The sequence below is a fragment of the Caproicibacter fermentans genome, assembly GCF_009746625.1.
GTDB lineage: Bacteria > Bacillota > Clostridia > Oscillospirales > Acutalibacteraceae > Caproicibacter > Caproicibacter fermentans.
The window spans coordinates 247,081-269,007 of record NZ_VWXL01000014.1 but is presented as its reverse complement, the minus strand read 5'-3'; the positions used below and the strand labels follow the sequence as shown (position 1 = coordinate 269,007).

General features: G+C 53.4%; 24 protein-coding genes. 10 read left to right on the top strand and 14 right to left on the bottom strand.

Annotation, left to right across the window (positions count from 1 at the left end; translation table 11 throughout):
* Window positions 1-108 precede the first annotated feature (108 nt).
* From CAFE_RS03180 to CAFE_RS03170, 3 genes are all read left to right on the top strand, one after another.
* The gene (locus CAFE_RS03180) at window positions 109-966 is read left to right on the top strand and encodes a patatin-like phospholipase family protein (RefSeq protein WP_066649378.1); all 858 of its coding nucleotides are present in this window, start codon (window positions 109-111) and stop codon (window positions 964-966) included.
* 67 nt (window positions 967-1,033) lie between these two features.
* On the top strand, window positions 1,034-1,213 hold the full coding sequence (locus CAFE_RS03175; protein WP_066649381.1) for a hypothetical protein: 180 nt from the start codon (window positions 1,034-1,036) through the stop codon (window positions 1,211-1,213).
* 24 nt (window positions 1,214-1,237) lie between these two features.
* Window positions 1,238-1,396 (top strand): hypothetical protein, encoded by a 159-nt coding sequence (locus tag CAFE_RS03170; protein WP_156989758.1) that lies wholly within the window; start codon window positions 1,238-1,240, stop codon window positions 1,394-1,396.
* Window positions 1,397-1,448: 52 nt separating this feature from the next.
* Here CAFE_RS03170 and CAFE_RS03165 read toward each other — a convergent pair whose 3' ends face one another.
* Window positions 1,449-1,706, bottom strand: a complete 258-nt coding sequence (locus CAFE_RS03165; RefSeq protein ID WP_156989757.1) for a zinc ribbon domain-containing protein — start codon at window positions 1,704-1,706, stop codon at window positions 1,449-1,451.
* A 63-nt stretch (window positions 1,707-1,769) separates the two neighbouring features.
* On the bottom strand, window positions 1,770-2,693 hold the full coding sequence (locus tag CAFE_RS03160) for a helix-turn-helix transcriptional regulator (RefSeq protein WP_233452673.1): 924 nt from the start codon (window positions 2,691-2,693) through the stop codon (window positions 1,770-1,772).
* Window positions 2,694-2,720: 27 nt separating this feature from the next.
* On the opposite strand from CAFE_RS03160, the gene CAFE_RS03155 reads away from it, so the two are divergent.
* The gene (locus CAFE_RS03155) at window positions 2,721-3,656 is read left to right on the top strand and encodes a DUF1848 domain-containing protein (RefSeq protein WP_066649392.1); all 936 of its coding nucleotides are present in this window, start codon (window positions 2,721-2,723) and stop codon (window positions 3,654-3,656) included.
* On the opposite strand, the gene CAFE_RS03150 is transcribed toward CAFE_RS03155, so the two are convergent.
* The gene (locus tag CAFE_RS03150; RefSeq protein WP_156989756.1) at window positions 3,643-4,059 is read right to left on the bottom strand and encodes a secondary thiamine-phosphate synthase enzyme YjbQ; all 417 of its coding nucleotides are present in this window, start codon (window positions 4,057-4,059) and stop codon (window positions 3,643-3,645) included. The two genes, CAFE_RS03155 and CAFE_RS03150, sit on opposite strands and share 14 nt — an antisense overlap.
* Window positions 4,060-4,351: 292 nt before the next feature.
* Here CAFE_RS03150 and plsY point away from each other — a divergent pair, with 292 nt between their 5' ends.
* Window positions 4,352-5,050: a glycerol-3-phosphate 1-O-acyltransferase PlsY gene (gene plsY / locus CAFE_RS03145; protein ID WP_066649396.1), complete on the top strand. Its 699-nt coding sequence runs from the start codon at window positions 4,352-4,354 to the stop codon at window positions 5,048-5,050.
* On the opposite strand, the gene CAFE_RS03140 is transcribed toward plsY, so the two are convergent.
* The 9 genes from CAFE_RS03140 to CAFE_RS20430 all read right to left on the bottom strand — a co-directional run bounded on the left by CAFE_RS03140 (window position 5,034) and on the right by CAFE_RS20430 (window position 15,649).
* Window positions 5,034-5,855: a TIGR03915 family putative DNA repair protein gene (locus CAFE_RS03140; RefSeq protein WP_156989755.1), complete on the bottom strand. Its 822-nt coding sequence runs from the start codon at window positions 5,853-5,855 to the stop codon at window positions 5,034-5,036. The two genes, plsY and CAFE_RS03140, sit on opposite strands and share 17 nt — an antisense overlap.
* Complete coding sequence (locus CAFE_RS03135) at window positions 5,840-7,156, bottom strand: putative DNA modification/repair radical SAM protein (protein WP_156989754.1); 1,317 nt, start codon at window positions 7,154-7,156, stop codon at window positions 5,840-5,842. Before CAFE_RS03135 ends, CAFE_RS03140 begins: the two co-directional genes overlap by 16 nt.
* Window positions 7,157-7,449: 293 nt before the next feature.
* A complete protein-coding gene (gene metF, locus CAFE_RS03130) occupies window positions 7,450-8,334 on the bottom strand; it encodes a methylenetetrahydrofolate reductase [NAD(P)H] (RefSeq protein WP_066649405.1) in 885 nt (294 codons plus the stop codon).
* Between the two features lie 196 nt (window positions 8,335-8,530).
* Window positions 8,531-9,361 carry an MBL fold metallo-hydrolase gene (locus CAFE_RS03125; protein ID WP_156989753.1) on the bottom strand — a complete coding sequence of 277 codons (831 nt, stop codon included), beginning with the start codon at window positions 9,359-9,361 and terminating at the stop codon, window positions 8,531-8,533.
* Window positions 9,362-9,406: 45 nt separating this feature from the next.
* On the bottom strand, window positions 9,407-10,852 hold the full coding sequence (locus CAFE_RS03120; protein ID WP_156989752.1) for a putative bifunctional diguanylate cyclase/phosphodiesterase: 1,446 nt from the start codon (window positions 10,850-10,852) through the stop codon (window positions 9,407-9,409).
* A 301-nt stretch (window positions 10,853-11,153) separates the two neighbouring features.
* Window positions 11,154-11,780, bottom strand: coding sequence for a glycerol-3-phosphate acyltransferase (locus CAFE_RS03115; protein ID WP_156989751.1), 627 nt, complete (start codon window positions 11,778-11,780; stop codon window positions 11,154-11,156).
* On the bottom strand, window positions 11,777-12,871 hold the full coding sequence (locus tag CAFE_RS03110; protein ID WP_156989750.1) for a glycosyltransferase family 2 protein: 1,095 nt from the start codon (window positions 12,869-12,871) through the stop codon (window positions 11,777-11,779). The genes CAFE_RS03115 and CAFE_RS03110 overlap by 4 nt, the downstream gene beginning before the upstream one ends.
* Before the next feature lie 152 nt (window positions 12,872-13,023).
* Complete coding sequence (locus tag CAFE_RS03105; RefSeq protein WP_066649420.1) at window positions 13,024-13,809, bottom strand: zinc dependent phospholipase C family protein; 786 nt, start codon at window positions 13,807-13,809, stop codon at window positions 13,024-13,026.
* An 85-nt stretch (window positions 13,810-13,894) separates the two neighbouring features.
* A complete protein-coding gene (locus CAFE_RS20430; RefSeq protein WP_330593840.1) occupies window positions 13,895-15,649 on the bottom strand; it encodes a GGDEF domain-containing protein in 1,755 nt (584 codons plus the stop codon).
* Between the two features lie 201 nt (window positions 15,650-15,850).
* Between CAFE_RS20430 and CAFE_RS03095 the strand changes: the two genes are divergently transcribed.
* The 5 genes from CAFE_RS03095 to CAFE_RS03075 all read left to right on the top strand — a co-directional run bounded on the left by CAFE_RS03095 (window position 15,851) and on the right by CAFE_RS03075 (window position 20,688).
* Window positions 15,851-17,566 carry a methyl-accepting chemotaxis protein gene (locus CAFE_RS03095; protein WP_156989749.1) on the top strand — a complete coding sequence of 572 codons (1,716 nt, stop codon included), beginning with the start codon at window positions 15,851-15,853 and terminating at the stop codon, window positions 17,564-17,566.
* A gap of 100 nt (window positions 17,567-17,666) precedes the next feature.
* On the top strand, window positions 17,667-18,143 hold the full coding sequence (locus tag CAFE_RS03090; RefSeq protein WP_066649653.1) for a metal-dependent transcriptional regulator: 477 nt from the start codon (window positions 17,667-17,669) through the stop codon (window positions 18,141-18,143).
* Window positions 18,144-18,234: 91 nt separating this feature from the next.
* Entirely contained in the window at window positions 18,235-19,038 is an 804-nt protein-coding gene (locus CAFE_RS03085; protein WP_156989748.1) for a MerR family transcriptional regulator, read from the top strand.
* Window positions 19,031-19,936 carry an ABC transporter ATP-binding protein gene (locus CAFE_RS03080; protein WP_156989747.1) on the top strand — a complete coding sequence of 302 codons (906 nt, stop codon included), beginning with the start codon at window positions 19,031-19,033 and terminating at the stop codon, window positions 19,934-19,936. Before CAFE_RS03085 ends, CAFE_RS03080 begins: the two co-directional genes overlap by 8 nt.
* Window positions 19,937-19,941: 5 nt before the next feature.
* On the top strand, window positions 19,942-20,688 hold the full coding sequence (locus CAFE_RS03075) for an ABC transporter permease (RefSeq protein WP_156989746.1): 747 nt from the start codon (window positions 19,942-19,944) through the stop codon (window positions 20,686-20,688).
* 49 nt (window positions 20,689-20,737) lie between these two features.
* Here CAFE_RS03075 and CAFE_RS03070 read toward each other — a convergent pair whose 3' ends face one another.
* Both CAFE_RS03070 and CAFE_RS03065 read right to left on the bottom strand, forming a co-directional pair.
* Window positions 20,738-21,112 carry a DUF134 domain-containing protein gene (locus CAFE_RS03070; protein WP_066649438.1) on the bottom strand — a complete coding sequence of 125 codons (375 nt, stop codon included), beginning with the start codon at window positions 21,110-21,112 and terminating at the stop codon, window positions 20,738-20,740.
* A 91-nt stretch (window positions 21,113-21,203) separates the two neighbouring features.
* Window positions 21,204-21,926, bottom strand: coding sequence for a glycosyltransferase (locus tag CAFE_RS03065; protein ID WP_156989745.1), 723 nt, complete (start codon window positions 21,924-21,926; stop codon window positions 21,204-21,206).
* Between the last annotated feature and the right edge of the window lies 1 nt (window position 21,927).

Below are 21,927 nucleotides of genomic sequence, written 5' to 3'. Positions count from 1 at the left end.
TATGCTGTCGAAAATCAAGTAAAAAATCAAAAATTTCTAAATTATTTGAAACTCTTGTTTTCGACTCTCATTTATCTTATAATGATGAAAACAGGAGGATGATCCATCATGTCGATTGGTCTTGTGCTGGAAGGCGGCGGCATGCGGGGCTGGTACACCGCCGGCGTTTTAACTGTTCTGACGGAAACCGGAATTGAATTTCCAAGCGTTTACGGAATTTCCGCCGGGGCTTCCAATGCGCTCAATTATATCAGCAAGCAAAACACCAGGGATTTCGCGCGAGAGATGATTCGGTACTCCACAGATGAACGCTATATCAGCGTCAGCAATCTGCAAAGAACCGGTTCCCTGTTCGGCTTTGATTTTATGTTCGGAGAACTGTTCCATTCTCTTCTGCCCTTTGACTATGAAACATTTTTCAATTCTCCGACCGACCTGAAAGTCGGTGCAACAGACCTGAAAACGGGTCAGACTGTCTTCTTTGACAAATCTCAGCTGGACGAAACTATGACGGCGGTCCGGGCGTCCTGCTCGCTGCCTTTTATCTCCAACATTGTGTCTTATCTCGGTCATGAGCTTTTGGATGGCGGCTGCAGTATGCCGATCCCGATTGAGCGCTCCATTTTTGACGGAAACGATCGCAATGTTATCGTACTGACACGCGACAGAACCTATCGAAAAGGCCCTCACCCCGAATTTCCGCGCTCGGTGCTTCGGGTTAAATACGGCGACTATCCCCTTTTTGTCGAAGCGATGATGAAGCGGCCTGAAACCTATAACAACGAACTCGACGTTTGCCGCAGACAGGAAAAAACCGAAAAGGCGTTTGTTATTCGCCCAAGCGTTCCGATTATCACAAGCAGGTATGAAAAGGACCCTGAAAAATTAATTCAGATTTATGAAATGGGAATTCACGACTGTGAAAGCTCTTTGAACAGCCTTCGTGAGTTTATGAAGAAAGATTAGTATCTGTAAAAAATTAACTTGAAAGAATCCGGTTAAGCAGCGAATAATAAGTTCGGGGTGAAAATATATGGCGGATCAACTCGGGCGCTTGCTGGATTCGGACCCAAAAGCAAAAGAATACTTTGAAACGCTTCCTCAATACGCAAGGGAAGCGGTCAGAAAGCACGCCGAACAGATTGACGGAGTGAAGTCTATGAGGCTGCTCGCTGAAAGCTATATGAAGGACGATTCCTATCGAGGCGCCTGAATCCGCATCAATACGGAGGCGCAAATGGGAACTTATTATGAAAACAATCCGGACCTCAGGGAATATTTCGAGTCCCTGCCGATTGAGATTAAGGACAGAATCATTGAATCCGGCGTCGAGATTTCGACGCTCGGAGAACTGGAAAAAGCTGCCGAGCATTTTGAATTAATGAATAAAATATAAAAGACGACTGCCCCGGGCTTTGTCCGGGGCAGTCGTCTTTTATCGGTATTGGTTATTCTGCCGCCCAGCGTTTCAGCTTTGGAAACGACTGCCGCATTTCTTTCTTCGCCTGTTCCTTATCCTGAAACAATCCCGGAACAGACGCGCAGAAATCGATCATTTCCTCCATCGTGCAGTCCGCGGTAAACGCTCCGTTTTTAAAACAGTAGCAGCAGAACTCTTCATTTTTACTGCCGCCTGCATTCGTGCCAAACTCCTCGTCCTTCGTCATCGGCATCCCGCAGCTTTGGCAGATTTTTTGATTTTCCATTGTAAAAACATCCTCTCTTCTTTGATGTTTCAAGAATACCAGATATAATCTGACAGCAGTATGTCATGTTTTTTCCTTGAAATAATTTCTTTGGATCCCCTCAGCTTCTTTTTGTACCTGCTCACGGATTGCGTCCGGCGCAAGCACCGTGACGCCGCTCCCGAAGGACAGCAGATAACCGATAATCCAGTCGCCGGCGGGATAACTCGTCGTCACGGCAAAGGAACCGTCCGGCCGGGCGCTGATGCAGGATGGATGAAATTCATCACGGACGCGGTAAGCAAGCCGAGGAGAAAACAGCAGGCTGAGCTCCCCCATCGCAATGCCTTTCTCGTCGAGGTCAGGGAGCGGCGCCTCGCGTTTTTCGAAACTTTGCTCCGTAAGCCGGACCTGTTCCATTCTGCTGATTTTAAACGTACGGTAATCCTGCCGGCTCAGGCAGAACGCCTGAAGATACCAGCTGTTTTTAAAAATAAGCTTGACGGGTTCGGCCAGACGTTCCCTGCTTTCGCCTTTTGCGTTATAATAAGTAAAGCCGATTACCCGGCGCTGCAAAACAGCGCTTTTCAGCAGGGCGAACCTGTCTTTCTCCTCTTTCCCACTTCCCCAGTCTGTAAAATCCGCTTCAATCCAGTCCGGGCTTTCCCTCTTAAAGACGCTGCTGAGCCGTGAAAGAAGCTCCCCATCGCGGCCGGTTCTCGCGGCCCGAACACTCTGCAGGGCGAAAAGAATCTCGTCCTGCTCCTGCTCCGAAAGAAGCGACCGGTCCAAAACGAAGCGGTCGATTAAAGAAATTCCGCCGTTTCTGCCCCTGCTGGCATAAACCGGTATGCCGGCCTCGCTGAGGGCCTCAATATCGCGATAGACGGTTCGCGTTGAAACCTCAAACCGCTCCGCAAGGTCGGCGGCGGTCACGCTGCCGTGCAGAAGCAGCTGATAGACAATATCAAACAGACGGCCCACCTGCATCGTTTCACCCTCTTTCAAAGCAAATTGATATCCCGGAGGTGCAAAATGATTCTTTCCGCAAGCAGAAGAACGGACCTTCCCGCGTTCTATTCCGAATGGTTCCTTCATCGCCTGAAACAGGGTTATGTTCTGGTTCGCAACCCGATGAGCCCGTCTCAGGTCTCCCGTGTCGTCCTTTCCCCGGAAACAATCGACTGCATCGTATTCTGGACCAAAAACCCGGCCCCCATGCTGGACATACTGGAAGAAATCCGGCAAATGGGGTATGAATTTTACTTTCAGTTCACGCTGAATCCCTACGGCAATGCGATCGAGCGGTATCTGCCCGGCAGAGACGCCCGTATCGAAGCCTTTCGCCGCCTCAGCCGGGCAGTCGGGCGCAGCCGCGTCGTCTGGCGCTACGACCCCGTGATTTTGAACGACAAGCTGACTCCCGACTGGCACATGCGGTCCTTTCGCGAGCTTTGCGAACGGATCGGCGGCCTGACGGAGGAATGTGTGTTCAGTTTTGTGGACCGTTACAGTAAAATGTCCCGCCGAACCGCGGGCCTCGTCCGTGAAATCCGGCCGGAGGAAATGCGCCGGATTGCGTCGGGTTTCGCCGAAACCGCGCAAAAGAACGGGATTGCGCTGAAAACCTGTTCAGAAGCGATCGACCTTTCAAGCTTTGGGATAGAACACGCGAGCTGCATCGACCGAAGCAGAATTGAGCGGCTGGCCGGCTGCCCGATCGACGGTGCAAAAGACCCGAACCAACGACCCGAGTGCGGCTGTTTGCAGAGCGTTGACATCGGCGCTTACGACACCTGCCGGCACGGCTGCGTCTACTGCTACGCCTGCGGCGGCGAGGAAACCCTCCGCAGAAAAACCCGGAGCCACGACCCGCATTCTCCGCTGCTCGCAGGGCATTTATCGGAATCCGATCGGGTGACCGAACGAAAAGCGGCTTCGCTGAAAAAGTCTCAGCTCACTCTCCTATGATTTTCACAAGCGCATGCTTGTCCCGTTTTCCGTCGAATTCGAAATAAAAAATCTGCTCCCAGGTGCCGAAATCCAGTTTCCCCTCCGTGACCGCCACAACGACCTCCCGCCCCATAACCGTGCGCTTCAAATGCGCGTCGGCGTTGTCCTCGTAGCCGTTGTGCCGGTAGCGGCTGTACGGCTTTTCCGGCGCGAGCTTTTCCAGCCAGTCCTCAAAATCCTGATGGAGCCCGCTTTCCTCGTCGTTGATGAACACGCTCGCCGTGATATTCATGGCGTTAACCAATACAAGCCCTTCTTTTACGCCGCTTTCCTTCAGGGCGGCCTCCACCTGCCGAGTAATGTTGACAATTCCACGCCGGGTCGGCAGATGGAAGAAGAGTTCCTTTCGGTACGATTTCATTTGACTTACTCCTTTCAGACCGTTTACCATGGATTCTATTTCTCAGCTAAGTTTATCCCGATTCTATTTTAGCAGCCGTACGGTCGGACTGCATTCGTTTTAAATGAGCATCGGCCGCAGCCCTAACGGCCTCCGGGCGATGTAATTGAGCCATCGCAAAGTATCTCCTTGAAAAAACGGAATGTCGGTGTTATGATATTGCCATGGCGCCCCGGCCGCATGATTGTTCGGCGGCAATGCGGAGGATGGATCCGCCTGCGGGGAAGGCTTTTAAACGGGGGGAGAAACGATTATGCCGGACTTTTCGATTGCCGTGCCCGCGCTGATTGTCGCGGTCCTGTCCTATCTTCTGGGAAGTATCAGCTTTTCCATTATTTTTACGAAAAGGCTCTGTCACAACACGGATATCCGCACGCTCGGCAGCGGAAACGCGGGATTAACCAATGTGCTTCGTTCCGTCGGGGTAAAGGCAGGAATCCTGACATTGGTCTTTGACTTTTCAAAGGGCGCCGTTTCCGTCTACGCCGGAAGGGCCGTTTTTCAATATTTCGGCTCGCTTTCCGGAATCCCGCCTTACTTTGCCCAGTACGGTGCTTATTTAGCCGGGCTTTTCTGCATGATCGGCCATATTTACCCGGTCTATTTCGGTTTCCGCGGCGGCAAGGGCGTCCTTTCATCCGCGGCAATGCTATTACTGCTGGATTGGCGCCTTTTCAGCGTTGCTATTGTCATCTTCGCTCTTGTTTTTGCTTTTTCCAGAATCGTATCCCTCGGGTCGGTTCTGGCGGCCATTTCCTTTCCCATCTCGAATTTCCTGTTTTTATATTTTCAGGACTACCACGCGGGCGCAAATGGCGCCATACCGCTTTCATTCGTCTGGATTACCACGCTGTTCGCGCTCGTAATCTCTTCTCTGCTGATTTGGAAGCACCGGGAAAATATCCGAAGGCTGAAAAACGGCACGGAAAAAAAGCTCACGATCCACAAATAAAGGGCAGCTGATTCTGATCCCCGCTCCGGTTGGTTCGGGGCGGATTTTTTTGCCCTTCTTTTCGTTCGCAGAATTCCGTCATGCAGTTCCAGTACCGCATCGGCATGTGGCTTCTGCGGCAGGCCGGGTTATGCCTTCCCTCCACCTCCACAGTCTTATAATAAAGCCGCCACAGGGCACGCGCCTCCCGTTCCCGTTCGTCCGGTTCCGGCAGCTCCACGCGGTCAGCCGGAATAATCGCCGTTTGATAGGGGCGGTAAACCAGCGCGGCGCCATGGTTTCTGTCATAGATCAGGAATCGTTCCTCCGGGTAGCGCGCGCAAAAGTGAGGCGCCAGCAGCGGAAGCACAAAATTTTTTGGCTCGATTTCCGCCGCGAGGGCCCCGTCAAATTCTGAAAATCTGAGGAACCCCTTCAAAAGATGCGTTTCACGATCCAGAAAATTGACCGCCTGAAACAGCACGTGGACCGTGTCATTCGCAAGCATCCCCATGACCTGCGGGCCTTGCCGGTACCCAAGGCGCAAAAACAGGAGAATATGACGTTCTTTCCCCGGCAGGCAGGTCAGAAACGCACGCTTGACAAAACCGGCTGCCTCCGGCCCGATTTTTTTCGGGATGGACGCGGCGACCCGCGCCGCTTTTTCCGGGTCGGCGGCGATTTCCCGTTCCGGCGCCAGCATGGTCTGGCCGTCGTCCGGCGGGAGCACGGCAAAGGGAATTTCCTTTCGCTCGTAACTTTCGAACACGCAGCACAAAAGCCCTTCAAAGCTGCCGTCATACCGGTAAATTATATTGCCAGCCATCTTTGCACCTCCTCCCGTTCCGGCCCGGCGCCCCCGAAAAACGAAAGCTGCTGCGGAGCCTCTCCCCAGTCAAGGTCGCGGCTGTACAAATTCAGCTCTTTTGAAGACAAAAGAGCCCTGAGAATCGAATCCCGCGTCAGTTTCAGCCCGGGAACGGATTTCCCCCGGCAGGTAACAAAATACTGCGCCCGTTTGAGCACGACGCCCAGCTTTTTCAAATCTTCAAAATCAAGAGAGGCGGTCCGGCGCGCCGTCAGAATCCGCTTCACCCCGGTCACGCCGATTCCCGGAACGCGCAGCAGCAATTCTTTCGGCGCGCGGTTGACTTCCATCGGAAAAACTTCCATATGATTCAACGCCCAGTTGCATTTCGGGTCCACATACGGATTAAAGTTCTGATGCTCGGGGTCGAGCAGTTCCTCCGCGGAAAAGCCGTAAAACCGAAGGAGCCAGTCCGCCTGATACAGCCGGTGCTCCCGCAGAAGCGGCGGGCGGGTACCCAAGGCCGGCAGCAGACTGTTTTCCACAACCGGGAGGTACGCGGAGTAAAAGACGCGCTTCAGGCCGTAATTCCGGTAAAGCCCCTGCGCCAGATTCAGAATGCGGTAATCGGTGTCTGGCGTCGCTCCGATCATCATCTGCGTGCTCTGCCCCGCCGGAACAAACCTCGGCGTATGCCGGTACCGCACCAGATCCGTTTTATTCTGCCGGATTCCGTCCCGAATCTCACCCATCGGCTTCAAAATGGAGGCTTTGCTTTTATCCGGCGCAAGCAGGGAAAGACTTTGGCGGGAGGGAAGCTCAATGTTGACGCTCATCCGGTCGGCAAGCACGCCAAGCCGCTCAATCAGCGAGCGGTCCGCCCCCGGTATCGCCTTTGCATGGATATATCCTCCGAAACGGTACTCCTCCCGTAAAATTCTCAGCGTCTCAATCATGCGATCACAGGTATAATCCGGGTTTTTCAGAACGCCGGAGCTTAAGAACAGCCCTTCGATATAATTCCGCCGATAGAAGCCGATGGTCAGGTCCGCCAGCTCCCGGGGGGTGAATTCGGCGCGCGGCGTCTGGTGGGAACGCCGGTTGACACAATACCGGCAGTCGTAGGCGCATCGATTGGTCATCAGAACCTTTAAAAGTGACACGCAGCGCCCATCGGGGGCAAAGGTATGGCAGATTCCGCATGCCTCCGCGCTGCCGATCCCGCCGCGGGCGGCGCTCCGATCAACTCCGCTGGACGTGCAGGCGACGTCATATTTTGCCGCGTCGGTCAGGATTTTCAGTTTGTCAAACAAGTCCATTTCATTTTCCCTCCGCTGTTCTCTTTCCTAATGATACCACAGAACATACGTTCCTGTAAAGAGCAAAAATAAAAGAACCGTCAAAATACCGGTTTAAATAAATCCTCACCGCCTGCCCCTCCCCGCTCGCAAGAAGAGCAAAAATCGAAAGCAATCCAATACTTTCGGTAAAAAAATAAAGGCGATTTCAGAATAAATTTCTGAAACGCCTTTGTTTTATGTGGGTAAATTCCACTTCCATAGCGCTATGCATCAACCAAACTATAGTAAGGATTATAACATAATCTTCCAGATCAGTCAAGACCTTTTTGACCGTCGGATAAAATATCGGAAATATTCTCCATAATCTTCCGCGCCACATCCGGTTTGTTCATGGCGTAAACGTGAATCGCCTTTACGCCGTTCGCCACCAGATCGATGATCTGTTCCGTGGCATAGGCAATGCCGGCCTGCTTCATCGCTTTGGAGTTATCGGAAAATTTATCCACAATGGCAAGAAAACGCGGCGGAAGCGCCGTCCCCGACAAGGCGCAGATCCTGCGGATCTGTTTGCTGCTGGTCACAGGCATGATACCCGCCGCAACCGGAACCCGAATCCCCTTTGCAAGAACGCGGTAAAGAAAATTATAAAAAATGTTGTTGTCGAAAAACATCTGCGTCGTCAAAAAATCACACCCGCAGTCGACCTTTTCCTTCAGGTGATCGATGTCGTCCTCCTTATGCTCGCATTCCACATGCCCTTCCGGATAGCAGGCGGCGCCGATGCAGAAATCTCCCGACGACTTAATCTGGCGAACCAGCTCCTTCGCGTACCGGTACTGACGCGGGGAGGGAAATTCCATTCCGGGAGGAATATCCCCGCGCAGCGCGAGAACGTTTTGTATGCCGCGGGATTTCAGGTCCTCCAAAACGCCGGAAACCTCATCCCTGGTGGAAGAAACGCAGGTTAAGTGCGCAAGGGCCGGTACGCCGCACCGCTGAATCAATTCGGCAATCTGAGCGGTGGATTTGGAGGTGCCCCCTCCCGCGCCGAACGTCACGCTCAAAAACGAGGGCGACAGCGATGCGATTTCCGTCACGACCTGCCGCGCCTGCGAAAAATCCGAGTCCTTTTTGGGCGGGAAAACCTCAAAGGAAACGGAAACGCCCTGACGATTGAGAATATCGACAATTTTCATATAGCTCCTCCCTGCTCTGACCCTGAAAAAGAAAAACCGTCTTCCCCACCGGGAGGACGGAATTCGCGATGCCTCTTCCTCGTCCCGGTGCCTCACGGCGCCGGGCCTTACCGGAAACGGGAAAAGGTTATTTTTTGATTAGTTTATTATACAATGCCGACGTTCCCCCGTCAAGAGTGAAACGCAGGCAACCGTTTCAGGACAGATCGATTTTATCCCCGACCGCGCCCAGAACGCACCGGCTTCCCAGAGCCTCTTTCAGCTGTGCGGAGGCGGTGATACCGGTACAGTGAAGCGGAATCACCTTTTGGAGGTCGGACTGCGAAAAATACTCCAAAGCTTTTTGAATCCGTTCCGGCGCTTCTCCGTTCAGATGCATTCCCGCGACCAGCGAACGAATTTTCCTGCCCGGAAAACACGCCCGCACATGTTCCACGCAGTTGACGACACCCCGATGGCTGCATCCGGAAAAGACGGCAAGGCCGTCCCCGTCTTTCACCACGAGAATCTGCTCGTCCTCCATATGGTCCGGAACCCTTTTCGTGCCTTCTTCCGTGAAAAAGCAGTCCTGTACGGATTCGAAAGAATTATAGCTTCCGATATTCCCAAGCGTCCAGACTCCCGGCAGAATTTCCGTCTTGCCCTCCGTGCTTGCGACCCGGCCTTCGGACTCCGGCGAGTCGCCCAGCCTCCACGGCATTCCGATATCCCGATACGCGCCGTTCGCGTCCAGGGTCAGCTTTTTCTGAAAAGCCTGGGGGGTGACATAGACCATCGCGCTGCTCTCCCGAAACGGGAAATACTCAAGCCCCCCGCAGTGGTCGTAATGCCCGTGGCTTAAAACGACCGCGTTGGCGGATTCCGGTTTCAGTCCGAGCGTATGGGCGTTTCGCAGCCATACGTTCGTCTGCCCGGCGTCAAATAAAATGCTCGTCCCGTTCCGCTCAATCCAGAGAGAGAGACCGTGTTCCGCAAGCAGGCGGCCGCGGGAGACATAATTGTTGCAGAGGATTCGGAATTGCAGCATGCCGTATCTCCTTTCCCTTGTTTCGATAAATTTCCTACGTTTCTATTATACCGCGGAATTTTCACGGTTACCATAGAAATCGGCGTGGGCCGCCCGCTTTTCCGCGGCCGGCAGCAAAGCCGCGTACTGCTCCTCCGGCACGGGGGGAGAAAAATAATAGCCCTGCGCCGCCGCACACCGGATTTTTTTTAAAAATTCAAGCTGCTCCTCCGTCTCCACGCCTTCGGCGACCACCGTCATATGCAGCTTTTTCGCAAGCCCCGCCACCGCGGAAACAACCGCTCTGCCGCGCTCGCCGGAATTCAGTCCGTTTAAAAATTCCCGGTCCAGTTTCAAGGTCTGTGCCGGAACGTCATAAAGCATTTTCAACGAAGAGTAGTCCGAACCGAAATCGTCGATCGACAGGGAAAAACCCGCGTCGGTCAGCTTTTTCATTGCCGCTTCCAAAGCAGGGCCGTCCTGCGCAAACGCGCTTTCCGTCACCTCGAGCTCCAGCAGACCGGCCGGCACGCCGAATTTTGCCGCCTGAGCGCGGTATTCCTCCGCAATAGAGAAATCAAGCAGATTCACGCGCGACAAGTTGACGGAAACCGGAGCAGGCTCCCTCCCCTCGTCCATCCACTTCCGGATGTCGCTGCAAACCTGCCGGAATACATAGCGGTCCAGCTCCGCGATTTTCCCGGTTCGTTCAAATTCAGGGATAAACTCACCCGGCGGAACAAGGGTCTGCGGGTTCGTCCGCCACCGCACCAAGGCCTCCGCGCCGAAGAGCGTTTCCTCCGCGACGGAATACTTCGGCTGATAATAAACAACAAATTCCCGGTTCTGCATCGCGGGCGACAGACGGTCCGCCATATTTTTCAGCGTAATCTGCCTTGTTCGTATCTGTTCGTCATAAAAGGCGCAGGGAAGTTTCTCGTAAGTCCGACCTGTTTTTAATGCAATTACGGCGCGGTTGACAAGCTCCCTGACATCCGCCGTGCCCGCCTCAGGGCACTCGCAGACTCCGAAAGCCGGAGAAAGCTCGTAATGGATTCCATAAAACTCAATGGTATTTTTGAGGTCGGCGCAAATATTTTTAATTCGCAAGCACAGTTCTTCTCTGTCTTGAAAAGACAACAGAAGCAGGAAACGGTCGGCGTAAACGTGAGCGCTCAGCTCGCCTTTTTCCGTATGTCTCATAAAAACCCAATGAATTCCGTGGAGCACCCTCGTGCCGTTGCGATAGCCGAACACTTCGTTGATTCCCCGGAATCCCCGCACATGAAAAGCGATTACCGCGTAATTTTTACTTCCGGCGGACCTGAGGAGACGGCCCGCCTCCGCCAGAAATTTCCGTTCGTTCGCGCCGCCTGTGACGGGGTCTTCATTTGACGCTGCTTCCAACCTGCGGGTCAGGACTTTTCTGCTCTTTTGCGCCGTAAGCAAAGCAAAAAGCCCCGCCGCCGTAAGCAGCGGGCTCAAAACGTTCAGGCTTCGATTGAATTTCACCGCCCTGCACCATCCTTTCCCTGTTAATTTTTACCGGAGAAAGGATTTTATTCATTTTGAATTCGTGAAAAGCCCGCCCCGCGGGGTTCCTCCGTCATCGATTCAGCACAATTTTTTCCATGCAAATACTGTCGGGCTGGCCGATATAACGTCCGAACCCCGGAAAATCAAGACACCACCGTCTCCAGACCGTTCGATCGATGAAACGGTGCCTTTTTGCTCTGAATCTCCTCCGAATACCGTTCCAAGGGTTCTCTCCTGCCCCGGGCGAAGAGGCCGCGGGAGCCTCTTTTGGGGTAAGTCAGATTTGTTTTTCCCGCCATTCGTCCGAAAAGGTCTTATAAAGGCGAAACAGCTTCACGCGGTTCAGAACGAGGAAGAGCGCCAGATTCATCCCCCAAAGCTGAAAGTATAAAAGTGGAAACTCTTTCAGGTACAGGTATCCCCCCGTCAATAAAAGCCCGAACACCACCATAAAGCCGTCCGCTTCCGAAGACGGTGGACGGCCATGGGCAATCAGCCTCGCGAGAATCGCCAAAATGGCCAGAATGACCGCGTAGACAAAAGAAACCTCAAACCCGGTCGCCGCGCTCCAGACACCGAACGTCACCGCGATGGACTTTCCGCCCCTGAATTTTAAAAACGGGGAAAACGCGTGACCCAGTATCGGAGCAAACAGAAGCAGCACAAAATACGGGTTTTCCCGGGCAGTCGAATGAATGAGAAAAAGGACAGGCAAATATCCCTTCATAAAATCCAGCAGAATCCCCAGCAACCCAAGCCGGTACCCGGCGGCGTTCCACAGATTAAACGCTCCCGGGTTCCCGTCGCCGGTTTTCTGAATGTTTTTTCCCGCCAGAAGCCCCAGCCAATAGGAAAACATCAGGGAACCGCAGCCGAAAGCGGCGGCGAAACAGAAAAACGTCATCCGTCCCGCCCCCTCCCGACCGGGATATCCCGTCCCTTCCAGGTAAAGCTGCCCTTTGCTTTCAGCCTGTATAGGGAATACAAAACCGAGACCAGGAAGAAAAGTGTGGAAATAAAATGCAGAAGCGGCATCAGCAAGCCATATCGGCCCGTATCTTTTCGAAAGTACAGAAACTGAACCGCGTAAAGCAGATAACCCGCGGCGAACGGAACCGCCAGCGGGTTTTTCAGAAGAATCAGAACGGGCGCCGCTCCGGAACAGATCAATCCGACCAGCCAGCACACAATCAGCGCAATCGTCTCAGGTTTCAGCGTCGCAGCCCCCGGCATCGCGCCCTTCGCAAAACCCTGCAGCTCACTGAAAATTCCGTTCGGATACATGCGAAACGAAACCAAACGGTTGGAGAGATAGGTGCACACTGGAACACCGGCTTCGCAGAATCGCTTTCCAAGATTGATATCCTCCAGCAGCTCGGCCTTTACGCCGCTGTGACCATGGATTTTTTGGTAATCCTTTCTTGCAGCCACAATGCAGGAGCCGTACAGTCCTTTTGTCCGGTTTTTTCGTTCAAACGGGGAAGTGAACGCAAAGATCCCAAGCAGACACAGAACAAGCGATAATTTTTCATAGAATTTTTCCGCAGTATGATAAGGAACGACGGAAATCACCCCGCCCGACCTTTCCCGCTGTGCCAGAAGAGACTTTAGTGCGTCCGGCGCAAGGCGAACGTCGGCGTCCAGAAAGACAAGGATCTCGCCGGTGGATTTCAGGTACCCGTTCCAAACAGCCCAGTTTTTTCCCGTCCAATGCTCGGGCAGCGGGGCGCTGTGGACCACGGTCGCACCGAACCGCTCGGCGACATCAGCGGTCCGGTCGGAGGAAAAATCGTCAATGACAAGGACTTCGTCCGCCCGCCGGGTCTGCCGCTGTAGAGATTCCAGCAAAAGCGGTAGATTCCGTTCTTCGTTACGTGCCGGAATGATCACCGAGACCGTACGGTCAAAGGGACTGCTGCTGATCGGCAGCCGCATTCGCGCGTATAAAACAAATCCCGTAAAGCATTCCAGGAAAAGAAGCAAAAAAACCGGCATGTACCTCTTCCTTTCCAACCAAGTATCTTTCTATGTATAACCTTATTTCCATTATATGATTCTTTACCAAATATTACAACAGACAAAATCACAGATTTGTCCCTAAAAAAGTAAAATCCCCGGCATCTCCCGCCGGGGGTTCAAGCAGACTCCTATTCAAAATTCCTTTCGAACCGCTCGTTCAGCGGCACGTCTCCTTCAACAGCGCTGAGAAAATTTTCGATCTGCTCCAATGCCGTCGCCGGAGCGTCAGAAAAAACAAAAAGCAGATGGTCCACCGCCTGCGAGCATTCCGGGTCCGGAGCACTCCCCGCGACCAGCCCCTTTCCCTTTTTGGAAAATCCCGTGATAAAAATCAGAATTTTCAATGCCTTCTTCAGTGTTTTTCTGGGTGAATACAGAACGGAAAGGCAGCACCTCATAAAAAACAGGCTGCGGTCAAGCTGTTTATGTACCGCATCCGGATAAAACGGTACGGCGCAGGCTGTCGCGCCGCTGCCCTTTGGAATCAGCGGTTTCGGGGAAAACAGGTTGGGGTCCACGCGCTGCCGGCGCATCAGCAGGCGGTCGAATTCCGTCTCGATCGCCGCATGCGACAGTCCGTCCTGCTTCATAAATTCCCGGATCACCGGATGACAGCCGCTGTCCAGTGTAAAATGACAGATAAAGCCGATGATATATGCCAGCCGGCCGGCATCACCGCTGTTTTCCCGCAGCACGCTGGCCGCATTTTCCATGAAACCGGAGGCCGGCTCCCAATGAATTTTCACACCCGTGACCGGCTTTCTGCGCAGCGGATGATAATAGAACAAAAGGTCGGGGCCCTGAAGTCCCAAAAGATATTCTTCCCGATGGTCCTCGACCACACGCAGTAAATCTTCCGGCAGCAAGTCCTTCACTTTCAATCCGAATAAAAAATGCGCGTAAAGTCCCGGCAAACAATTCCTCTCCTTTTCAAGGCGTTAATACAAATTATACATGAGCTTTATTAACAACTTGTTAATTTTTTGAAAAGGAATGGATTTACAGCCAGCAAATACTGTCTCCTTTTTGCTGTTTACTTTTCTTTTTCAGTCTTGCCAGCTCTTCCGTCAGCTCAAGCCGGTCGTGAGACCGGGCGTTCCGGTCCAGAATTCCCGCGGCGGAAATGGAAATCAGAGGAAATTTTTCCCTTCTGCCCTTTCTGTTCTCCGCTATGATGTACCCGTTCCGAACATCCTGCGGATTATAAAATTTCAGGATTCTTTGCCGAAAATCCCCGATAACCCGCTCACAGTATTCCCGGCCCGCTTCGCACTGCATTACGGCGACAAAATCATCACCGCCCACATGGCCGACAAACTGGTCGTTCGGAAGGTGTTCCTGAAGAACATCCGCAAGCAGTTTGATCACGGAATCTCCGTTTTCAAACCCATACACATCGTTATATGCCTTGAAATTATCTATATCAAAATAAATCACACAGTAAGGCTTTTCACACGCCAGGCATTGGCTGATCTTATGCTCGATCAGCACGTTCCCCGGCAGCCCCGTCAAAGGATTCTGATATTTTGCGTTGACCACTTCGATTTCCGTAGTTTTCTGCAAAAGGTCTTTGATGGTGACGGTCCCCAGATATTTCCCGTCGCGCGTGACCACGATAAAGTCGTAGAGCTTTTCCGGCGGGCGCGACATGGCCGCGTTGGAAACCGCGTTGATCGGCGTGGTGGATTCCACAGATAAAAAGTCGGTATCCATTAAGAAGGAAACTGGCTTATTCTGGTGCAGACTGAATCCGTACCGCCCGCTGAGCTGCAGGACAAGATGGGACTTTGTCACGACTCCCAGAACCGCCCCGTCCTTCACCACACAACAGCCGAAGGCGTCCGGATCGTTTTTCAGCTTGTCGAATACCGTCTCCACTTTCATTTCCGGACGAATCGTTTGGGTCGGCGTGCAGATATTCGAGATATAAATATTGCTGGCCTGGGTCCCGAGCACATGCTTTTTTCTGCGGTTCAGCTCAAGAATCAGGTCTTTCACAGCCGGGTCTGCGTCCCGTATCTCCTCATCCGGCCTGCAAAGAAAATATCCCTGCGCGTACTGAACGCCAAGGTCCACCAGCGTAACCAGCTCCCGCCGGGTCTCGACCCCCTCCGCGATCAGGCAGATACCGGCCGTCTGGGAAAGTTCCACCATGCTTTTCACCAGAGCGTAGCGGATGTTGTCGCGGTCGATTCCGCGGATCAGGTTCATATCGAGTTTGATATAATGCGGACGGATGTCGCCGATCAGATTCAGCCCGGAATAACCCGCGCCGGCATCGTCCACCGCGATATGGTAATTCTGACCCTTGTAATGCTCCACCGTACCGACGAATCCCTGCATGTCGGCAACCGCGTTGCGTTCCGTAATCTCAAAAATAATATTTTCAGGCCGGATGCCGTATTGCTTTAAGTACTGGCACGTAAAGCCCTGGCGGAACTTATCGTCGTGCATAATGTTCGGATTCACGTTCAGGAACAGCTTTTTCTCATAAGCCGCGTGTTCCGAGTTCAAAAAAGCGGTTTTCAGGGCGGTCGTGCGGCAGAGCAGTTCCAGGTCCCACAGCCGGTCGCTTTCGCCCGCCGCCTGAAACAGCTGCTCTGGATTGCGAATGCTCGTGTCACAGGTCATTCGGCTGAGGGCCTCGTGCCCCAAAGAGGAACCGTCCCGCAGCGAAACGATCGGCTGAAAAACGGTTTTGATGCATTCCCCGTCAATAATCCTGTTAAGGTCTTCGGTGAGCTTTTCGTCCACTTTGATCCCTTTCTTTCCGCTTCTTTTCGATCCGATTCGTGCCTATTATAATTCATCGGGATATTTTTCCTGTTAACAGCACGTAAAAAGAAGGTTAAAACTTTTCTCATTTTCTAACAATTCCTGAACGCAATCTTAACTGACTCTTCCATTTATCACGGTATACTGATTGCAGAAAAGGGATAAGGAGAAATTGTAAATATGATAAAAAAAACAGTGCGAAAAAGACAAGAAAAGCGCCGCGGCATCACCTTAAAGCTGGTGTTCGCGTTCTGCGCGGTCTCGGCTGCCTCCGCGGTTGTGGCCGCCATGGGAATTTACGGAACGAGCGCGGCAAATTCGGCGGTCTCCGACTCCAACCGGATGGCGCAGCGCCTGCCGGTCGCCGCCCGCGCAATGACAAGCCTTTCAAGAATCGAGTCGGCGGCGCGGGACGCCGTAATCAATTTTCACAATTCCGAGCTGTTCGAAGCGGATCAAAAGTCCATTGAGAAGAATCTGGCCGCGTACCGCTCTTACGAAGCGAAGCTGCTGCAAGCGGAACAGGAGAAAAGCGCCGCAGCGGAACTGACGGCGGCTTCAAAGCTGTTTCAGCAGGAATTCGAGCCGGACATCACCGGTTCCCTGAAAGCGGCCGACAGCAACCAGTTGGCCCAGGCGGACAGCCTTTTGCAGAACTCCGTCGCTCCGGAAGATACCATTTTGCAGCATTACCAGAATTTCATGGAGATTCAAAACCGTGCCGCCGCCGGCGCGGAGGACGGCGCCCGGCGAAAGACCCGGGCTCTGTTTCTGATTCAGGGTGTCTTCTCACTGTGCGTGGTGGCCGCCTCCCTGTGCTTCGGCATTCGGTTTTCCCGTTCCATCGGCCAGCCTCTCGCGGCTATTTCAAAAACCGCACGGCAGTTTTCAAACGGCGACCTGGGCCAGGTGATTTCCTACGCGGAACGGGACGAAATCGGCGATCTTGCCGATTCTCTGAACGCATCTTTCCGCCGGCTTCAGCTTTCTGTTTCGCAGATTGCCGCCGCCCTCAAAAGCCTTTCGGAAGGGGATTTTACCGCAGAGGATCTGCCGGACTTTCCGGGCGATTTCGCCCCGCTGACCCGTTCCGTCAACCTTCTGCGCAATACGATCGGCGGCTCCTTCTCACAGATCAGTTGCTCGGCAGGCCAAATTGAAATCGGCGCGGCGCAGGTTTCGGAAAGCGCGCAGGCGGTCGCCCGGGGCGCCGACGATCAAAGCAACGGCGTTGCGCGCCTGACGGACGCCGTCAGCGCGATTCACCAAGAGGCAAGAGAAAACGCGGATGATATTGCCAGAATTTCAAAAGACACAGGCGCCGCCCTGATGAGCGTTACGGAGAGCGACCGTCAAATGAAGCAGCTTCTTGAGATCATGGAGGGAATCCGAAGCTCCGCCGAACAGATGCGGCTGGTTCTGTCGCAGATCGATTCCATCGCGTTCCAAACCAATCTTCTCGCGCTGAATGCATCCGTAGAAGCGGCAAGGGTCGGCAGCGCGGGCCGCGGTTTCACGGTTGTCGCCGCGGAGGTGCGTTCGCTCGCGGAGCGAACGGCAGCCGCCGCAAAACAGACAAACCTTCTGATCGGAGACTCCGTGCAGAGAATCGGAGAGGGCTGCGAAAAAGCGAAAGCAACGGCCTTTGAACTGGAAAAAGCCACAGACAGATTCGTAAGAATCAACGGAAGCATCGGGAAAATAACCGCCGCTTTCAAAGATCAGGCGGAAGAATCCAAGCAGGCGGCGCTGGCCGCAAGACAGGTCGGCGCGGTGGTCAGGGCAAACGCGGATTTGTCGTCTCAAAGCGCCGCGGCCGGAGAAGAGCTTTCCGGGCAGTCGGAACTGCTCCGGCAGCTGCTGAGTCAGCTTCGCCTGAAAGCGGACGAGGTCTGAGGGAAAAAAGGCAAAATGTTTTCATTCGGCTAAATCATGTGTTCTGAATCCAAACGTGTTTGGAATATATTGTATTGACTACACGGAAGGATCTGATTTGATGAACCATGAACAGAAAGCCGAATTTCGCACCTTCCGGGGATACCAGTTGATCAGCCAGAAGGAGGGGCAGCTGACGCCCGCGATGGAGGATTATTTGGAAATGATTTTCCGTCTGTGCAGCAAAGACGGCTATACGCGGGTCGGCAGGCTGTCGGAGCTGCTGCATGTGAAGCCGTCTTCCGCCTCAAAAATGATGATGAAGCTCGCAGAAATGGGTTATTTAAAATACGACCGGTATGAAATTATACTTTTGACGGAAGCGGGGCTCAATGCGGGTGAATACCTGCTGGAACGCCATAATACCGTCGAACAGTTTCTGCTGCTGGCGGGGAGCAGCGATTCTCTGGAAGAAACCGAATTGATTGAGCATTCGCTCAGTGAAAAAACAGTTGCGTGCCTTAAAACCATGCTGGAGTTCTTTCAGTCCGACCCGGAATCGCGGAAAAGATTTACCGAATTTAAAAGCCGCCTTTAACGGCGCCCGAAAAGGGCGTCTTTTTTTAAAAGCTCTTGCACATGACGTTACGTAATGTAGTAAACTTGAATTTGTCAGGAGACGATGCAATATGAATGAACCAAAAAAGCAGTATTTTACAATTGGAGAACTTTCCGAACTTGTGGGAGTAACTGTGAGAACGCTCCAGTACTACGACAGAACGGGGCTGCTGAAAGCGATGTTAAGCAAGGGCGGGCGCAGAATGTATACCCGCGACGACGTCATCAAACTACAACAGATTCTGTTTCTGAAGTCGTTCGGTTTTTCTCTGGAAGAGATCGAAAGGAAGCTCCTGCGGAACAAGGACGCCGAAAATTTGAAGGCCATGTTTACCGAACAGCGCGAGATTCTCACCCGGCAGGTGGAGAATCTGCGGAAAATGATCGCCGCACTTGACGCCGTAATCAGTGAAATCGGGGAACAGCAGGACGTCGGAATCGATCGGCTGATGATTTTAATGAAACTGATGAAACAGGGGAATCCCTACGCCTTTGTTCTGCGATATTTCAACGGAGAAGAGGTGAAAAAGATCCAGGACCGGTTCGGACAGTCGGAACAGAGTCAGGAATTTGTAGAAAAGGCTGAGGAACGTTTCAATGAGTTGAAAACGCTGCATCAAAAAGGGGCTGATCCAAGAGGCAGGGAAGGGCAGGCCCTTGCCGCGCGCTGGTGGGAAATGGTAACGGAGTTTACACAGGGAGACGCGGACCTGCTGAAATCGCTGATGTCCGCCGGCAGCGACACGAAAAACTGGCCTGCCGATACGGAAGATTTCCGTGACGCAATCCATCATTTCCTCGCGGACGCGCTCACCTTTTATTTTCAAAGCAATCATATTCATTTGCCTGAACAGGAGGAAAACCATCATGAGTGAATCCATAGTCAGTATTCAAAACCTTGTGAAAAGGTACAGCGCGTTCACCGCGGTAAACGGCGCCGACCTTGAAGTCCGCCGGGGCGAAGTATTCGGCCTTCTGGGACCAAACGGGGCCGGCAAGACGACCACTCTGGAATGTCTGGAGGGAATGCGCCGCGCGGACGCGGGACACATCCGGATTGCCGGCTGCGACCCGTTCCGGGAAGCCTCGGTTCTGCGAAAAAAACTGGGCGTGCAGCTTCAGTCCTCTTCCCTGCCGGAGTACATTCTGGTCGGCGAAGCACTGGAGCTGACCGAAGCCTGGTCGTCCGGTTCCGCGCCGGAGGGCCTGATTGAGGAGTTCGGCCTGCAGGATCTGATGAAAAAGCAATACCGGCAGCTTTCCACCGGACAGAAACGCCGGCTGAACCTAGCGCTTGCGCTGGTAAAAAATCCGGAAGTGGTGGTTCTGGATGAGCCGACCGCCGGATTGGATGTACAAAGCCGGGCATTGCTCCATGATAAAATCAGAAAGATTCGGGCACAGGGTGTTACAGTCCTGCTGGCCACGCACGATATGGCGGAAGCGGAAGACCTGTGTGACAGAATCGCGATTTTATTAAACGGGAAAATTGCCGTCTGCGGCACGCCCGAAGAAGTGACGGCAGCCGGTAATCAAGAAACCAGGATCCGGCTGAGAACGGCAAGGGGCTCCCTGCTGCCCGGTTCCGACCTGAGCGGCGCCGCGTTTGTCCGCGAAAAAGACGGTTACCTGGAATGGAAATGCCGCGACCTTGTTCTCACCATCACCGAGCTGTTCCGGCAAATCTCCGATCGGGAGGATTCCGTGGATGACCTTCGTGTGGAACGCCCCAGCCTTGAAGAACGATTTCTGGAGCTTGTGAAAGGAGCCTGACGGATATGAACGCTTTTTTTCGTTACCTGATGATTCAGTTTAAAATGGATCTGCGTGACAGAGGATTTCTTCTCAGTTTTTATATGATGCCCCTGATCTTTTTTGCCGTGATGGGTGCGGTGTTTTCCTCCATCAATCCGCAGATGAAAACAACCCTCGCCGCCACCATGACCATCTTTGCCGCGACAATGGGCGCAGTGATGGGTTCCCCGACGCCGCTTGTCCACCTGAGAGAATCCGGGACGCTGCGTGCCTTCCGAGTCAATGGAATTCCGACATCGGCAGTGCTGTCCGTTCACTCCGTCAGCACATTTTTGCACCTGTTTCTTGTCTCATGCGTTATTTATGTTCTTTCTCCGGTCCTGTTTCACTCACAGGTTCCTCAGTCCCCGCCGCTGTACTTTGCCGCGGCCGCGGTTTTCCTGGCTGCCAGCGTCGGGGCCGGCATGCTGATCGGGTCCTGTTCACGCGGACAGTCGCAGGCCACCGTAATTTCCATGCTGGTTTTTATGCCCTCCATTCTGTTCAGCGGGATCATGTTTCCTTCCTCCATGCTTCCCGAACCGTTTTTATGGCTGGGGCGCATCTTCCCTGCAACCTATGCGCTGCAATCGTTTTACGGGCTGGCCTATCGGATGCAAACCGATTTGGACGGACTCCTGTCCCTGGCGGCGGTTCTGGGATTTGGCATTCTGACGTTCTTGCTCGCGGCCTGGCGGTTCCGGCAAATAGGAGAAACCGAGCAAATTTAAATCATGGTACGGAAAAAGGCCCCCGGTTGGCATCGGAGGCCTTTCAAAGTTATGTTTTGTGTTGCGCATCCGGCGAATGCTCCGGAAGAGACGGGCAGCAATGCCTGCGCCGGGCGCAAAGCTCGCCGCCGGAACACAGGCGGTAGCTTCCTCCGCCGATTTTCAGCGGCCTTCCGTTTACCAGGCAGTCCGCCAGCTTTTTGCGGGCTTCCCCGTAAATTCTCTGCACCGTGGAACGCGCGACTCCCATTTCTCCGGCAGCCTGTTCCTGGCTGAGGCCCTCCCAGTCGATCAGGCGGATAATTTCGTATTCCTCCACCGTCATCAGAAGCGGTTCCCCCGCTTGGGTTTCTGTTCCATCCGGACGAAACTCGCTGACCGGCGGCATACAGCAGACTCGTCTGCACTTTCTGGGTCTCGGCATCGTCTCACCTCCAAACCGGACAGCAAAATCATATTATGTATCATTATATCAGGTATTCGCCGTTTGTCAAAAAATCCGGCCGCCGCCGTGATCATCGGCGGTAAAAATGAAACTCCGCATACAGGCGGGCCATCTGAGCAAGGTACGTGCGAACGAGCCTGCCCACATGGACCGTCGTATCGTAATCATCCTGCCAAGTCACGGGAATCTCGCGGATGACGATTCCCGCGCGTTCCGCACGCAGCAAAAGCTCGGCGCAGTAGAACCACCCCGGGGTATCGCTGCAGTGCGGCATCAGGCTCTCAATCGTTTCTCTTCGAAAGAATTTAAAACCGCAGAGGGCATCGTCTATCTTCATGCCGAAAAGCAGCTTCATCATCAGCCGGAATCCATGAGAAGTCAGGTTTCTCAGTGGTTTGCGCCCCGTCACGACGGAGTCCCGGCTCAGACGCGAGCCGTTGACTATCTGAACCGCCGGATCGTGAAACGCGCGGTCCACCTCTTTCAGGTGGTCAAGGCTTGTGGAAAGGTCGATATCCATGTACCCTACAACGTCGCAGGTATTCTCCCGAACGCCCGCCCTGAGGGCCAGACCGACACCCTTTTCCGCCAGTCTCAGATAAGAAACACGGTCGTAAATTTGCGTCAGTTCCCCGGCGATTTCCGCGGTGCCATCCTCGGAACCGTTGTCGACAATCATCAACCGGTACCTTCCCGCAAAATTCTGTTCCATGTATTCGACCGTCTTCATAATTCCCTTTTTCAACCGCCGTTCTTCGTTCAGCACGGGAAACACAATCTGGATTGTCCTCATC

Coding starts and splice junctions, on each gene's coding strand:
- CAFE_RS03080 (WP_156989747.1), top strand. CDS start 19,031: ATGAGTGAATCCATAGTCAGTATTCAAAACCTTGTGAAAAGGTACAGC.
- CAFE_RS03125 (WP_156989753.1), bottom strand. CDS start 9,361: ATGCTGCAATTCCGAATCCTCTGCAACAATTATGTCTCCCGCGGCCGC.
- metF (WP_066649405.1), bottom strand. CDS start 8,334: ATGAAAATTGTCGATATTCTCAATCGTCAGGGCGTTTCCGTTTCCTTT.
- CAFE_RS03180 (WP_066649378.1), top strand. CDS start 109: ATGTCGATTGGTCTTGTGCTGGAAGGCGGCGGCATGCGGGGCTGGTAC.
- CAFE_RS03155 (WP_066649392.1), top strand. CDS start 2,721: ATGATTCTTTCCGCAAGCAGAAGAACGGACCTTCCCGCGTTCTATTCC.
- CAFE_RS03090 (WP_066649653.1), top strand. CDS start 17,667: ATGAACCATGAACAGAAAGCCGAATTTCGCACCTTCCGGGGATACCAG.
- CAFE_RS03165 (WP_156989757.1), bottom strand. CDS start 1,706: ATGGAAAATCAAAAAATCTGCCAAAGCTGCGGGATGCCGATGACGAAG.
- CAFE_RS03140 (WP_156989755.1), bottom strand. CDS start 5,855: ATGGCTGGCAATATAATTTACCGGTATGACGGCAGCTTTGAAGGGCTT.
- CAFE_RS03170 (WP_156989758.1), top strand. CDS start 1,238: ATGGGAACTTATTATGAAAACAATCCGGACCTCAGGGAATATTTCGAG.
- CAFE_RS03070 (WP_066649438.1), bottom strand. CDS start 21,112: ATGCCGAGACCCAGAAAGTGCAGACGAGTCTGCTGTATGCCGCCGGTC.
- CAFE_RS03175 (WP_066649381.1), top strand. CDS start 1,034: ATGGCGGATCAACTCGGGCGCTTGCTGGATTCGGACCCAAAAGCAAAA.
- CAFE_RS03065 (WP_156989745.1), bottom strand. CDS start 21,926: ATGAGGACAATCCAGATTGTGTTTCCCGTGCTGAACGAAGAACGGCGG.
- CAFE_RS03075 (WP_156989746.1), top strand. CDS start 19,942: ATGAACGCTTTTTTTCGTTACCTGATGATTCAGTTTAAAATGGATCTG.
- CAFE_RS03085 (WP_156989748.1), top strand. CDS start 18,235: ATGAATGAACCAAAAAAGCAGTATTTTACAATTGGAGAACTTTCCGAA.
- plsY (WP_066649396.1), top strand. CDS start 4,352: ATGCCGGACTTTTCGATTGCCGTGCCCGCGCTGATTGTCGCGGTCCTG.
- CAFE_RS03095 (WP_156989749.1), top strand. CDS start 15,851: ATGATAAAAAAAACAGTGCGAAAAAGACAAGAAAAGCGCCGCGGCATC.
- CAFE_RS03110 (WP_156989750.1), bottom strand. CDS start 12,871: ATGCCGGTTTTTTTGCTTCTTTTCCTGGAATGCTTTACGGGATTTGTT.
- CAFE_RS03150 (WP_156989756.1), bottom strand. CDS start 4,059: ATGAAATCGTACCGAAAGGAACTCTTCTTCCATCTGCCGACCCGGCGT.
- CAFE_RS03115 (WP_156989751.1), bottom strand. CDS start 11,780: ATGACGTTTTTCTGTTTCGCCGCCGCTTTCGGCTGCGGTTCCCTGATG.
- CAFE_RS03135 (WP_156989754.1), bottom strand. CDS start 7,156: ATGGACTTGTTTGACAAACTGAAAATCCTGACCGACGCGGCAAAATAT.